Annotated in this window: 14 protein-coding genes; 13 read left to right on the forward strand and 1 reads right to left on the reverse strand. The window is 58.9% G+C overall.

Annotated features, from left to right (window positions below; all coding sequences use genetic code 11):
* The first annotated feature begins 4 nt into the window (after positions 1 to 4).
* The 7 genes from CAL20_RS23220 (at position 5) to CAL20_RS23250 (ending at position 4,969) form a co-directional block, all read left to right on the forward strand.
* Complete coding sequence (locus tag CAL20_RS23220; RefSeq protein WP_094839144.1) at positions 5 to 619, forward strand: helix-turn-helix domain-containing protein; 615 nt, start codon at positions 5 to 7, stop codon at positions 617 to 619.
* Positions 620 to 1,439: 820 nt separating this feature from the next.
* Positions 1,440 to 1,823 carry a conjugal transfer transcriptional regulator TraJ gene (gene traJ, locus CAL20_RS23225; RefSeq protein WP_094839145.1) on the forward strand — a complete coding sequence of 128 codons (384 nt, stop codon included), beginning with the start codon at positions 1,440 to 1,442 and terminating at the stop codon, positions 1,821 to 1,823.
* Positions 1,824 to 1,839: 16 nt separating this feature from the next.
* Positions 1,840 to 2,592, forward strand: coding sequence for a P-type conjugative transfer protein TrbJ (gene trbJ / locus CAL20_RS23230; protein WP_094839146.1), 753 nt, complete (start codon positions 1,840 to 1,842; stop codon positions 2,590 to 2,592).
* A gap of 12 nt (positions 2,593 to 2,604) precedes the next feature.
* Positions 2,605 to 2,829 carry an entry exclusion lipoprotein TrbK gene (gene trbK, locus CAL20_RS23235; protein WP_094839147.1) on the forward strand — a complete coding sequence of 75 codons (225 nt, stop codon included), beginning with the start codon at positions 2,605 to 2,607 and terminating at the stop codon, positions 2,827 to 2,829.
* Between the two features lie 10 nt (positions 2,830 to 2,839).
* Positions 2,840 to 4,393: a P-type conjugative transfer protein TrbL gene (gene trbL, locus CAL20_RS23240; protein ID WP_094839148.1), complete on the forward strand. Its 1,554-nt coding sequence runs from the start codon at positions 2,840 to 2,842 to the stop codon at positions 4,391 to 4,393.
* A gap of 65 nt (positions 4,394 to 4,458) precedes the next feature.
* A complete protein-coding gene (locus CAL20_RS23245; RefSeq protein WP_094839149.1) occupies positions 4,459 to 4,704 on the forward strand; it encodes a type I toxin-antitoxin system ptaRNA1 family toxin in 246 nt (81 codons plus the stop codon).
* A 7-nt stretch (positions 4,705 to 4,711) separates the two neighbouring features.
* Positions 4,712 to 4,969 carry a hypothetical protein gene (locus CAL20_RS23250; RefSeq protein ID WP_094839150.1) on the forward strand — a complete coding sequence of 86 codons (258 nt, stop codon included), beginning with the start codon at positions 4,712 to 4,714 and terminating at the stop codon, positions 4,967 to 4,969.
* A gap of 103 nt (positions 4,970 to 5,072) precedes the next feature.
* On the opposite strand, the gene CAL20_RS25945 is transcribed toward CAL20_RS23250, so the two are convergent.
* A complete protein-coding gene (locus tag CAL20_RS25945) occupies positions 5,073 to 5,531 on the reverse strand; it encodes an XRE family transcriptional regulator (protein ID WP_094839151.1) in 459 nt (152 codons plus the stop codon).
* Between the two features lie 263 nt (positions 5,532 to 5,794).
* On the opposite strand from CAL20_RS25945, the gene CAL20_RS23260 reads away from it, so the two are divergent.
* The 6 genes from CAL20_RS23260 (at position 5,795) to CAL20_RS23285 (ending at position 13,608) form a co-directional block, all read left to right on the forward strand.
* Positions 5,795 to 6,646 (forward strand): recombinase family protein, encoded by an 852-nt coding sequence (locus CAL20_RS23260; protein WP_441299868.1) that lies wholly within the window; start codon positions 5,795 to 5,797, stop codon positions 6,644 to 6,646.
* Positions 6,647 to 6,705: 59 nt separating this feature from the next.
* Positions 6,706 to 6,912, forward strand: coding sequence for a hypothetical protein (locus CAL20_RS23265; protein ID WP_094839152.1), 207 nt, complete (start codon positions 6,706 to 6,708; stop codon positions 6,910 to 6,912).
* Positions 6,913 to 7,073: 161 nt separating this feature from the next.
* A complete protein-coding gene (locus CAL20_RS23270; RefSeq protein WP_094839153.1) occupies positions 7,074 to 7,658 on the forward strand; it encodes a recombinase family protein in 585 nt (194 codons plus the stop codon).
* A gap of 10 nt (positions 7,659 to 7,668) precedes the next feature.
* Entirely contained in the window at positions 7,669 to 10,902 is a 3,234-nt protein-coding gene (locus CAL20_RS23275) for a helicase-related protein (protein WP_094839154.1), read from the forward strand.
* Positions 10,899 to 11,702 (forward strand): DUF4391 domain-containing protein, encoded by an 804-nt coding sequence (locus CAL20_RS23280; RefSeq protein WP_094839155.1) that lies wholly within the window; start codon positions 10,899 to 10,901, stop codon positions 11,700 to 11,702. Before CAL20_RS23275 ends, CAL20_RS23280 begins: the two co-directional genes overlap by 4 nt.
* Before the next feature lie 25 nt (positions 11,703 to 11,727).
* Positions 11,728 to 13,608 carry a site-specific DNA-methyltransferase gene (locus tag CAL20_RS23285; RefSeq protein WP_094839156.1) on the forward strand — a complete coding sequence of 627 codons (1,881 nt, stop codon included), beginning with the start codon at positions 11,728 to 11,730 and terminating at the stop codon, positions 13,606 to 13,608.

Here is a 13,608-nt window from a genome sequence, read left to right on the forward strand (position 1 = left end):
AGCGATGGACGCACAGACCGACCTCTTACACGCTGAAACCACTTGGTTTCATATTTTTCACTCGATGATCCAAACCGGTGACATCTCGCGCATGGGTCCGTATGCGGTCACCGTGTACCTCGTCATCAAAGCCCATACCAACTTCCAGTCTGGACGCGCCTTTCCTGCCATCGACACCATCATGACCGAGTCCGGCATCAGCCGTAGCCAAGTGCTTCGCGAGCTCCAGACTCTGCAACGTTTTGGGTACATCACCAAAACGCGTGTAGGGCGACGCAACGAGTACCGCTTACGCGAGAAGGTGTGCATCCGTGATGAGCGAGGCAAGCCCACTGCGGTCGCAACGTGGGACTACCTGCCGTCCACCGTCCAAGCGGCAACGGCTGACCTGAAAAACGCCCTGGCGTCCGGAAACTACGAGGGCTCACGCATCGTTCACATCGAAAAGCTTCAGGTCAACGTCACGCATGCCAGCGGTAATGCCGTGATCTTCAACGCGCAGGAGTTCGCGTGTTTGCCCGAAGAAATGCGGAAACTCCTGATGTCGTTGAGACAAAAAATCGAGGACGACGAAGCCCACGAACTTATACACATGCCTACCAGACACGTATCTGGCTGAGACCTAAGTTATTCACACAGGTATCCGGTAGAAACCTTCTAGGTCCCAAATAGTGTCTCCCAGGCACTCTAACAAGATAGATATATGTATCTAACAATAGGACGAAAAATGCGACCTTGCTTGTGGGTAAACCCACGAAAGAGCGGGCAATCACCGCCCGCTCGCATCTTGTTGATCCAGTCCCTGATAGGTTTGGCTAATTGGTCAAAGGCCGATCGTTGGACGCCAAGAGGGAGTGGCAGGAAATCGGTGCAGCTCCGCCACGTTGTCAGACTACGACAAGGGCGCCCCTCAAGTGTCAACGTCACCGGGGTCGAGCGGGCCAAGCTCGCTGGTCCGCGACACCAAGACCCAAGCGACGCCTGGCTGACGAATGTGCTGAAAGCTGCTCAGTATCGAGTGCCAACTAAATCGCTGGCGCTCATTGACACTTGAGGGGCGCTGATGGGCTTTTCCCTTGGCGTTCAACTTGTTTTTCGAGTGTGTGGAAAGTGCAAGGAAAGTGTTGGTTTCGTGCGTTGGAAAGCGGTAGGAAAATCCGGTTTTATCACGACTCTGTAGCGATTTTTTCACGATTGCATAGCGATTCTGTCGATTGTGGAGCCACTACGGATCAAATACAGATCAATAGCGATGAATTCCAACTTGGATACATGCAAAAAACGCGGCTGTGGCGCGGGCAGGATAGGTGAAGTAGGCCCACCCGCGCGCGGGCGTTCCTTCTTCACTGTCCCTTATTCGCACCTGGCGGTGCTCAACGGGAATCCTGCTCTGCGAGGCGGGTCCGACTACCGTCGGTGTAACAGATGAGGGCAAGCGGATGGCTGACGAAACCAAGCCAACCAGGAAGGGCAGCCCGCCTATCAAGGTGTACTGCCTTCCAGACGAACGAAGAGCGATTGAGGAAAAGGCGGCGGCCGCCGGCATGAGTCTGTCGGCCTACCTACTGGCCGTCGGCCAGGGCTACAAGATCACGGGCGTCGTGGACTATGAGCACGTCCGCGAGCTGGCCCGCATCAATGGCGATCTGGGCCGCTTGGGCGGCCTGCTGAAACTCTGGCTCACCGACGACCTGCGTACGGCGCGGTTCGGTGATGCCACGATCCTCGCCGTGCTGACGAAGATTGAGGAAAAGCAGGACGAGCTTGGCAAGGTCATGATGGGTGTGGTGCGCCCAAGGGCCGAACTAGTTTTTAGCCGCTAAAAAAGGACGGCACATCATGAGAAGAAACACCCGTGGCCTGCTATGTGCCACCATTATGAGCCTGATAGCGTTGCCGGTGCATGCAGGCATCCCGGTTATCGATGGCACCAACCTGACCCAAACCACTGTCACTGCGATTCAGCAGGTTGCGCAGGTCCAGAAGCAAATCGAGCAATACCGAACGCAGTTGCAGCAGTACGAAAATATGCTGCAAAACACGGTCGCGCCGGCGGCCTACATTTGGGATCAGGCACAGTCCACCATCAACGGGCTAATGCAGTCCATTGACACCCTGAACAACCTCACCAATCAGGCCGGTAGCCTGGATGCCTACCTAGGCAAGTTCCAGGACGTTTCCTATTACAAGTCCTCGCCATGCTTCACCTCGGCCGGCTGCTCTGACACCGAACGCGCAGCGCTGGAGAAAACCCGCGTGCTGGCATCGCAGTCGCAAAAGGCCGCGAACGATGCGCTGTTCAAGGGCATCAAGGATCAGCAAGAAAACCTCAAGTCGGACGCGCGCCAGCTCGAACGGTTGCAATCGAAAGCCCAGGGCGCGCAAGGGCAGATGGAAGCCATCGGCTACGCCAACCAGCTCGCCAGCCACCAGGCCAACCAGCTCCTGCAAATCCGTGGCCTGCTGCTCGCGCAGCAGAACGCCATTGCGGCCAAGAACGCTGCCGATCTGGACGAGAAAGCTCGTAAGGCTGCGGGTTCGACGGAGTTTCGCTCGGGTGATGTGCGGAAAAGCTCCGGGCAGAAATGGTGAGGAGGCGCCCCGATGAACGTCAAAATCTATGTCGCGGTCATCGCCCTGGTCGTCGTCGTAGTTGGTGCAGGCGTCTCGATCTTCGGCGGCTCGAAAGCGCAAATGCCGGAGGTGAACGAGCAAAACTGCCAGAACGAAGTTATCAGCAAAATCCGCGACAGCGACACGCGGAAAGAGTTCTCGGGCAAGTGCTTCAAGCTCGGGACCGTCCGGAAAAGCTCCAGGCAGAAATGGTGAGGAACAGCCTATGAAAACACTATTGACTAAACCAGGGCCGGCCGTCCTGGGAGCGGTGTTACTTCTGGCGCTGTTCTCGGCCGATGGCCATGCCGCCGTTGACAACTACGACATTCTGGATGGCATCGTTAAGGAGCTAAAGACCGTAACGGAAACAATGTCCGGCAAGCTCATCGGCTTTGCCACGACGCTGTTCTGGTTGCTCGCGGTCATCAACATGGTCTGGACGTTCGGCATGATGGTGATGCGCAAGGCCGACATTGGCGAGTTCTTCGCTGAGCTGGCGCGCTTCATCATCACGCTCGGTTTTTTCTGGTGGCTGCTGTCGAACGCTGTAACCGGCATGAACATCGCCGGCACGATCATCGAATCCATGCGCGACATGGCGGCCCAGGCAACCGGCCTAGGCCGCGAGCTGTCACCGTCCGGCATCGTCGATGTTGGATTCGATGTGCTTAAGAAGGTGATGAATGCTGATATGGGGCTTGCGGAAACTATTGTCGCCTTTGCTGTAGCGATCATCATTCTGCTGATCTTCGCGGCCGTCGGCATCAATATGGTGGTGGCCCTGGCGGAGTCCTGGTTTCTGCTCTACGGCGGCCTGTTCGTCCTGGGCTTCGGTGGTGCCCGGTGGACTACCGATATCGCCATTGGCTACTACCGCCAGGTGCTCGGCGTCGGCTCCAAGCTGTTCGGCATGGCGGCGATCGTTGGCATTGGCGCTGCCTTTGTTAATACCTACGTCGCCCGGCTTACCGCAAATGTTCGCCTGACAGAACTCGCTGTGATGCTGGTCGCGGCTTACGTGTTCTACAAACTCTCGGACCGCATTCCGTCAATGATGGCTAGCCTCATCTCGGGCGGCGGACCTGGCGGCTTTGCAGGGAGTGGCGGGGCCGTAAGCGCGGGTGCCATCGCAGGGGCGGCCGCCAGCCTCGCGGGCGCTGCTGCCGGCGCTGCTATGACCGGTGGCGCCTCTCTGGCTGCGACCGCCGCCGGTGGTGCGCAGGCGCTCATGGCGGCCGCCTCGAAAGCGAACGATAACGTTTCTGCCGAAACCGACATTCTGTCGAGCTTGATGGGCGGCGGCCGTGATAGCGCCGATGCCAGCAGCGCCGGCGACGCCGGTGGTGATGGTGGCGGCTCTGGTGGCGGTGAAACGCCGCTGGCCTCGGCCGCAGGCCACAACAGCACCGGCTCACGCGGCGGCAGCTCGGGCGGCGGCTCCGGCGGTGGTCGTTCGTCTGGCGGCATCGGGGCCACGGCGGCCAAGGGCGGCCGGATCGCAGCCGATACGGTCGCCAACCTCGCCAAAGGCATCGGCTCGATGGCGTCGGCCAAGGTCGGCAGTATGGCTGAGGCGGCCAAGAACCGGATTTCAGAGACGACCGGCGGCAAGCTCGCCGCGACGATCAAGACGGCCAGCAGCAAAGAAAGCGCTGGTCCGCGCCAAGATGCAGCGCCGACATTCGACGGAAACAACCTGGCCGGCACGAACGACAACACGGCGACCGGGGTAGATGACGAGGTGGCCGCGTTTGTGAACCGACCGCAGCCGACCTAAGCGCGCCGTCCGGCGCAGCAACGCCGGTCGACACTTCCACTCACCACCTGTGAGAGAGGTGAAAAATGGCAACTATACATCCTAACGAATTTTCCCAGGCGGTTCAGCACGCGGCGACGGAATTGAACGCTATCGGCTGGCTGGGCCAGGACGCCGCGCGCGAGCTGGGGCCGCTGGCCGAGGCCACGGCCAACCTGTTCATGGTGCTGTTCTACCAGGCCGAAACGGGCCTTGCGACGCGCGGGGACTTTTCCCAGGCCAGAGCACAGATTCAGCACGTCCTGACCGCCCAACACGTTCGTTTTCAATAAAGGCTTTATGGACTTCTTCCCCCCTCAATCGTTTTCGGACTTCCTGCTTGTCATGGAGGTGCTGTTCCTGGTGTTCGTGCCGGGCCTCTATCTGCTCGGCCGCCTCATTTGGGCGCTTGGTTTCGGCCCCCAGCCTACTGCCCTCGCGGATAAGATGGAGCGCATCCGCGATGCGGTAGCGCCGAGGGTCGCCAGCAATCTGTTCGAAACCAGCAAAGAACTGGAAAGGCAAAGCCGCTGGCCTTTCAATCATCGCAGAAAGTAATAGCCCCGCTCCAACGCAGGGCAGCTTTGTTCAAGGCCGGCGGCGCACGTGAAATCGCTGATGCAGACCAGGAACAAGAAGGGCGGCCAGTTTGCCGCCCTTGCTATTTCGGCCTATCCCGCTCACGGCCGCGGTCGGGGCCGGTGTCGATTTCAGGGTGCAGGTTGTCCGTGGTGATGTCGGCGACGAGCTGGGCGAGTTCATCATTAAGAATCTCGCTGACGCTCTTGGAGGACACCTGTCCCGCCAAGCCAGCATTAATCCGTTCGACCAACAAAGCCTTGAACTGCGCCCATGTTGGATCGTCATTGTGCAGGCCCGCAGCGATGGCCATGTTCAAAAGCGTATCCATCCCGAGTTCGTCGATCTTCCCGCGCATCAGGTCAAACATGTGAGATTCCGTCACGCCAAGACGGCGCGCGGCTTCGGCCGGCGTCCATCCATGATCGTGGATTTGTTTTTCCAGGGCCATCATCAGCGCCGAACGCAGTTTCATGTTTTCAGCCTCGGCAGGGCCGTCTTCGATGGCATCCCACACACTCGCAAAGGTCTCGTTGGTCATCGTTCCCTCTTCTCTATGTTGGTGCAGGTCCCTAAATTTATACGTCCCGCCACGTGGGCAGCGTGGGGGGCGAGAAAATTGTTCTTCCGTATTTTGGCGTTGAGTTCATGAGTAAATTTAGCCGCTAAAGACGGCAACGCTGAATTTGTCGTGGAAGCTCATTAGAGTTGCGGTTTTGCGCTAGGCGCATATAAATCGGAATTTCAAGATTGAGCCGTGTCGGTTACGATGGAGCGCGTTAGCCTATACCCAAAGGAGCCAACATGAGCACAAAGAAGGACCGGCGCGTCGGTTCGATGTTGGCCGGGATCGCAAGCGAGGCGGGCGGTCTGACCGATGAAGAACACGCGCTGTTTGAGCGTGCACGCGTCAAGTCCCCGGCCCGTGCAGCGAGCTTTGACGACGCCTCTGCCCTCAAGGTCGCCCGCGTATATTTGCGCGTCAGCACCGACGCGCAGGACCTGGAACGCCAGGAAAGCATCATCGAGGGCGCGCGGGCGGCCGGTTACTACGTCGCCGGCGTCTACCGCGAGAAGGCATCCGGCGCACGGCCCGACCGGCCCGAGCTGCTGCGCATGGTCGCGGACCTACAGCCCGGCGAGGTGGTCATTGCGGAGAAGATCGACCGCATCAGCCGCTTGCCGCTTGCCAAGGCCGAAAGCCTGGTTGCCGCGATCCGGGCCAAGGGCGCGCGCCTGGCCGTCCCTGGCGTTGTAGACCTGTCGGAGCTGGCCGCCGAAGCCCAGGGTGTCGCTAAGATCGTGCTGGAATCGGTCCAGGACATGCTTTTGAAGCTGGCCCTACAGATGGCCCGCGACGACTACGAGGACCGCCGCGAGCGGCAGCGCCAGGGTATCGAGCTGGCGAAGGATGCAGGCAAATACCGGGGCCGGCGGGCCGATCCGAAGCGCCGCGCCCAGGTCATCGCCTTGCGCCGATCCGGTCACAGCATCACCAGGACGGCCGAGTTGGCCGGCTACAGCCCGGCCCAGGTCAAACGGATATGGGCCGAGGTCAGCCAGGCCGAGGCGGTGCACATGGGGGCTTTCCGCGAGGATGCGTTAACCGAGGCTGACGCGATGGTGGCTGCCGACCGGGAGGGTACGAAGGTATGAGAAACAGGCACTTTCCCCTGCCTCCGCTTCCGCCGGAGCTGCAAGCCGCACATGATGAGATGGACGCCAAGGGCGATTATTTTGCCTATGCCGTGTGCCGCACACATGACGGCCAGGCGTGGGAAGTGACGACCAAGCAGGGCTGCATGTATCGCCTGCTCGATGGCTGCTATCTCGATCACGACGAAGCGGCCGCTGCCGGCGTGGCCTGGCTGCTGGAAAAGATCGACCGCGAACCGATCGGCGATGAGGAGGCCTACCGGTGACTATGGGAAAAGGCAGCGGACATTTATGCCAGATCAAGACCGGGTCTCTGTTCATAAAACGGTGGTTTGCTGGACAAGTCAAAGTAGCGCGCTTTGTGTTCGTGAAAGCCGTCTATGAATGTTAATATCGGCGTCAAGTTTTCAATGTCCTGGATGCGTCCATGAATCAACGCATAGGATACGCCCGCGTATCGACTGACGATCAGCACCTAGACCTGCAGCGCGACGCGCTCCAGCAGGCTGGATGCTGTGTGATCTACGAAGAAGCGGCTAGCGGCAAGAACACGACTCGACCAGAACTTGAACAGTGCCGTAAGGCACTACGGGCAGGGGACACCCTGGTGGTGTGGCGCCTGGATCGGCTCGGGCGCAGCCTGCCAGACCTGGTGCAGATCGTGACCGATCTTGAGCAGCGAGGCATTGGCTTCGAAAGCCTGACAGAAAAAATCGAAACCGGCAGCGCGGCGGGCAAGCTTATTTTTCATGTGTTCGCAGCGCTGGCCGAATTTGAGCGCGGTTTGATCCGAGAACGGACGCAGGCTGGGCTGGCCGCAGCGCGTGCCCGTGGCCGCGCCGGTGGCCGCAAGCCGAAGCTGGATGAACAGCGGGTGAGAGAGATCAAAGCACTTTTGCGCGACCCTGACATTCAGGTTTCGGAAGTGGCGCGTCGGTACGGAATCTCTCGTACCACACTCTATAAGTACGTAGGGGTCATAAAGCCCCGTGAAAAGAATAGCCAGAAGTGATCGGGAGCCTATGAAGCTAATCCAAAACACCGGCACACAGCGCGTCATCGATTTGATGAAGCCCCACCTCAAGCACGGCAGCCAACTCGACTGTGTAACCCCTTCGCTCTCTCTTTACGCCTTCGCGGAAATCCGGGAGGCGTTGTCCGCTCTGGATCGAGTCCAATTGATCGTGCCTCCAGATAACGAGGCTCTTGAACTCTTGGGAACGGAGGGCGACCGTGCAGCGCGCAATCGTCTGCAGGCACGTTGGCTGGCCAATCAGTGCGCGAAATGGATCAGTGAAAAAGTAGCGCTCCGGCGGGCACCGAGGTCGGTGCCACAGGGGGCTGCTGTCATGCGCGGCCCGGACGGGGCGCCTGCACAAGTGGTTCTGGGCTCCTTTGCCTTCAACACATCTGGCCTTGGCCTGACGCCAGGCAATCCATTGAACCTGATTCAGGCGTCAGAAACGGCCGAGGAAGCCGCGCAGCTCGCCCAATGGTTCGAGCACCAGTGGGCAGCCTTGCGAACTGCTGCTTCAACCGACTCCGAGGGTCAGGGAGAAGAGCGCGAATCCGTTCTTGAGGCGTTGCGAGCCCTTGGCGAGCACCGCGATCCATACACCGTCTACACGCTGATATTGCATCACCTGTTTGGTGATAGCGGTGACGAAATGGACGAGGACCGAATCGTCAAGTCCGCTACCGGTATCCGCAATACGGTGGTGTGGAAGAAGCTGTTCAAGTTCCAGCGTGATGGCGTAGTTGGCGCCATTGACAAGCTGAACCGCTTTGGTGGTTGCATCATCGCGGACAGCGTCGGCCTCGGTAAAACCTTCGAAGCTCTGGCGATCATCAAGTACCACGAGCTGCGCAACGACCGTGTTCTGGTGCTGGCGCCGAAGCGTCTGCGCGACAACTGGACACTCTACAAAGCCAACGACAAGCGCAACATTCTCGCGGCGGACCGCTTCAACTACGACGTCCTGAACCACACCGATCTGTCACGGGACGGCGGCACCTCCGGCGACATCGATCTGTCGCACGTGAACTGGGGCAACTACGACCTGGTGGTGATCGACGAGTCGCACAACTTCCGCAACAAGGCGACACACAAGGGCAAGGAGTCACGCTACGACCGCCTGATGCGTCGGATCATCAGGGAAGGGGTCAAGACCCGCGTCCTCATGCTGTCGGCCACGCCGGTCAACAACCGGCTTGCAGACTTGCGCAACCAGATCGCCTTTGTCACCGAAGGTGATGACACCGCCCTGCTGGAACACGGCATCGCCAGTATCGAGGCGACCACCCGCAAAGCCCAGGCCCAGTTCAACCGCTGGTTGGCGATGGACGAGTCCGAAAAAACGCCGTCGAAGCTGGTTGAAATGTTGGGGTTCGACTATTTCACGCTGCTGGATCACCTCACCATCGCCCGCTCGCGGCGGCACATCGAGAAATACTACGGCACCAGTGAGACTGGCCGTTTCCCAAATCGCCTTCCGCCAATCAACATCAAGGCGGATGTTGACCTCGCCGGCGAGTTCCGCGCCATCCGCGACATCAATCTGGAAATCCGCCGCCTCACTCTGGCCAGTTATGCGCCGCTGCGCTATGTCCTGCCACACAAGCAGGCGGCTTATGACGCCAAGTACAGCACCCAGGTTCGCGGTGGCGAGGGCTTCTTCCGCCAGGTGGACCGTGAAGAGAGCCTGATTCACCTGCTTCGCGTCAATGTGCTCAAACGCATGGAAAGCGCGGTGTCGTCCTTCGCGCTGACGGTCCAAAGGCAGCTCAGGGATGTGGAAGCCACGCTGGCCCATATTGAATCGCACACAGACGAGCTCGAAGAAATCGACATCGCCGATGTCGACATAGACGATCCGGCTTTCGAGGCGCTGTTCGTCGGGCGCAAGGTCAAGGTGTTGCTCGGTGACGTTGACCTGATTCGCTGGAAACAGGATTTGATCGAGGACCGCAACCGGCTGGCCACACTGCTGGCGGCAGCCAAACAAGTCGATGCCGCGCGTGACGCAAAACTGGCCGCGCTGCGCCAGATGATCGAAGACAAGTGCCGCCACCCCATCAACACACTGGATGGAAGGAGCAACCAGAAAATCATCGTCTTCACCGCCTTCTCGGACACCGCGCACTACCTCTACGAGCAGCTCGCCCCCTGGGTCAAAAGCACGCTGGGCATTGACGCCGCGCTGGTGACCGGCAGCGCCGGCATTCAGACCACCGTGCCCGGCTTGCGCAAGAGCATGAGCGGCGTGTTGTCGGCGTTCGCCCCGCGTGCCAAGGAACGCCCCGAAGAGCTCGCTGCGGAAGGCGAGATCGATTTGCTCATTGCCACCGACTGCATTTCCGAAGGCCAGAACCTGCAAGACTGCGACTGGCTGATCAACTACGACATCCACTGGAACCCGGTGCGCATCATCCAGCGCTTTGGTCGTATCGACCGTATTGGCTCACCCAACCAGTGCATCCAGCTGGTCAACTTCTGGCCCAACATGGAACTGGAGGAGTACATCAATCTGGAGCAGCGGGTCAGCGGCCGTATGGTGCTGCTCGACATCTCCGCCACCGGCGAGGAAAACCTGATCGAGCAGCAATCCGGCAACCCGATGAACGATCTGGAGTACCGGCGCAAGCAATTGCTCAAGCTGCAGGACACGGTCATCGACATGGAGGATCTGTCCACCGGGGTATCGATTACCGACCTGACCCTGACCGATTTCCGCATCGATCTGGCGCAGTACCTGAAGGCACACCCCGGCAAACTTGATACCCAGCCGCTCGGCGCCTATGCCGTCACGACCTCCCTGGATGCCGATATTCCGCCGGGCGTGATCTTTTGCCTGCAAGCCTGTGGTCCGGCGGCCGACAAAGCCAAAGAGTCTGACTACCCCTTGGCACCGCATTACCTCGTTCATGTCGGTGATGACGGCGCCGTATTGCTGCCTTACCCCCAGGCCAAGCGCATCCTGGATCGCCTCAAGCGCCTGGCACTGGGGCGCGAACGGCCGGATGACAGTGCCTGCGCGCGCTTCGACAAGGCGACAAAAAGCGGTGAGGACATGCGCCACGCCCAGAAGCTGCTCGCGGCGGCCGTGGCATCCGTCGCCGGCAAGCATGAGGAACGGGCCGTTGCCAGCCTCTTCACACCTGGCGGCACGCACGCCATGAAAGGCGAGTTCGCTGGCAGTGACGACTTCGAGGTGGTGGCATTTCTCGTCGTGCTGCCCGAGCATGAAGCGGCATGACAATGGCAACATCGCGCGCGCTTTATGATGCTTTACAACTGCCCGACAGCGCACGGGTAGATCAGCGGGTTCCCAAGAAGCTGTTGCTGGAGAACGCTGCTTCCACCGCATCCGACAAACGCCTGATCACGGATGCCATTGAAGAAATCCAGTGGCTTGCCGCACTCAAGCCCAACACCATTGGCGTACCCAGCTACCGGGATACGCAGCGTGAGTACCTGGAAATCGCCGTACTGGCCGTGACCCTGCGTGGCACCGTCAAGCCTGCCAGGCTCGCTCGCCTTGCCGAATTGGTGCATAGGGCAGTGCCGTATCCCGTCTTGCTGCTGATGGAAGGACAGGCATTGACGCTCTCGCTGGCGCACAAGCGCTGGGCGCAGAACGAGGCAGGCAAGGTCGTGCTCGATAGCGATGCAGTGTTGCTAGCGTTGTCCCGCGTAACTGAGGATGTCACCGGGGAGGAAGACGCAATCGCACCCGAAATCGAGAGTGCCTTTGTGCAGTCCCTGTCAATTGCATGTCAACCCCAGGCCACGCTGCACGCCCTCTATCAAGGCTGGGTGGATTGCATGCAGGCCTTGCTCGCCGCCCGGTTGACGGGAAGCTACCAAACCCCGGCAACCCCGGAGCAGGCTGCGGCGCGTCGGCAAGCCTTGGCTGATTGTGAGCGGCTGGAGGCTGAAGTCAGCCGTCTGCGGGCGCAAGCAGCGAAAGAAAAACAAATAGCGCGTCAGGTGGAACTGAACCTGACGCTCAAGCGCGTGCAGGCCGAGCTGGCCACCGCGCGCCAACAACTTTGAAGATTGAAGAATGACGGAGAGCATCATGGAAAAGATCACGGCAGCCAGCCCCGAGGCCCAGTCCGCCGACCTGGTGGCGGGCAATATAGAGCAGCTCAAGGCCCTGTTTCCGGAACTCATTACTGAAGGTCCGAACGGAACGGCGGTAAACGTGGATGTGCTCAAGGCGTTGGTGGGTGACCATACCGTCACCGATGCCGACGAAAAATACGGCCTCAACTGGCACGGCAAGCGCCGCGCACGGCAACTGGCGCTGACTCCGAGCACCGGCACCCTGCGCCCCTGCCCCGAGGAGAGCGTGGATTGGGACACCACCCAGAACCTGATGATCGAAGGTGACAACCTGGAAGTGCTCAAGCTGCTGCAGAAGAGCTATGCCGGCAAGGTCAAGCTGATCTACATCGACCCGCCGTACAACACCGGCAAGGACTTTGTGTATCCGGACAACTTCCAGGACAACATCAAGAACTATCTGGAGCTGACCGGGCAGGTCGAAGGCGGGCAGAAGATCAGCAGCAATACCGAAGCCAGTGGCCGGTTCCATACCGACTGGCTGAATATGATGTTTCCGAGATTGAAGCTGGCGAGGAACTTCCTTCGTGATGATGGCGTTTTTGCTGCCACGATTGATGATGGAGAAGTTGCGAATCTTAGAAAGATGTGTGATGAAGTTTTTGGCGAGGAGAATTTTGTTGCCAATATTATTTGGCAGAAAAAGTACGGTGCCGCCAATGATGCAAAGTACCTATCAGACATGCATGATCATATTCTTCTGTACTGCCGAAATAAGGAAAATTGGAGACCCAATTTATTTCCGCGACCAGAAGAGCTGAATGCCAAATATACTAATCCAGACAATGATCCAAGAGGACCTTGGTACCCTACCAACCTTTCTGTGAAGACATATTCTGCATCTAATGATTATGTGATTACATCTCCTGCGGGGCTTGAGTTTTCGCCACCCCCAAGTCGTGCTTGGGTTGTTAGCAAGTCTCGCTACGAGGAACTCTTTGCAGATGGAAGAATCTCCTTTGGAAAAGATGGAAAGTCACGGCCATACCTAAAGACGTTTCTTTCGGAAGTTCAGCAAGGGATTGTTCCTACGACAATCTGGCTTCACGAAGATGCTGGACACAATATCGAAGGGAAAAGCCTCATTCGTGAAATGTTTGGCGATGAAGCAAGTGTTTTTGATACTCCAAAGCCTGTCAGGTTGATAGAGCGCCTAATAACAATGTGTGAAAGCGATCACCATCAAGACATTGTTATGGACTTTTTTGCGGGTTCAGGAACGACTGCACATGCGGTTCTAAAGCAGAACTCACAAGACATGGGGAGACGGCGATATGTTCTTGTGCAAATACCAGAGCCGTTGGAAAAGCTGGGTTATAAATCAATTGCTGATGTAACAAAGGAGCGCCTCCGTCGCGCTGCGGCTAAAGTCAAAGCAGACAGCCCCGTGTTTGCCGGTGACTGTGGCTTCCGCGTCTTCAAGCTTGACCACTCCAATATCCGCGCCTGGAACCCCAACCCGGCGGATCTGGAAGCCTCGTTGTTCGACCATCAGGATCACTTGCTCGAAGGTCGCTCCGAGGCGGACGTGCTTTACGAACTGCTGCTCAAGCTAGGCCTCGACCTGTGCGTGCCCATCGAGCAGCGCACCATCGCGGGCCGTGAGGTGCATTCCGTGGGTGGCGGCGTCTTGATGACCTGTCTTGCCGAGCAGATTACCCGCGAGCAGGTGGAGCCGCTGGCCCAAGGCATTATCGACTGGCACGAGGAACTGGCGCCCGCCGGTGACACGACCTGCGTGTTCCGCGACAGCGCCTTTGAAAACGATGTCGCCAAGACCAACCTCGCCGCCATTCTGGAGCAGCACGGCATCCAGAACGTGCGTAGTCTGTGA

This window comes from Bordetella genomosp. 4, from assembly GCF_002261185.1.
In the GTDB taxonomy this organism is placed as follows: Bacteria; Pseudomonadota; Gammaproteobacteria; order Burkholderiales; family Burkholderiaceae_B; genus Bordetella_A.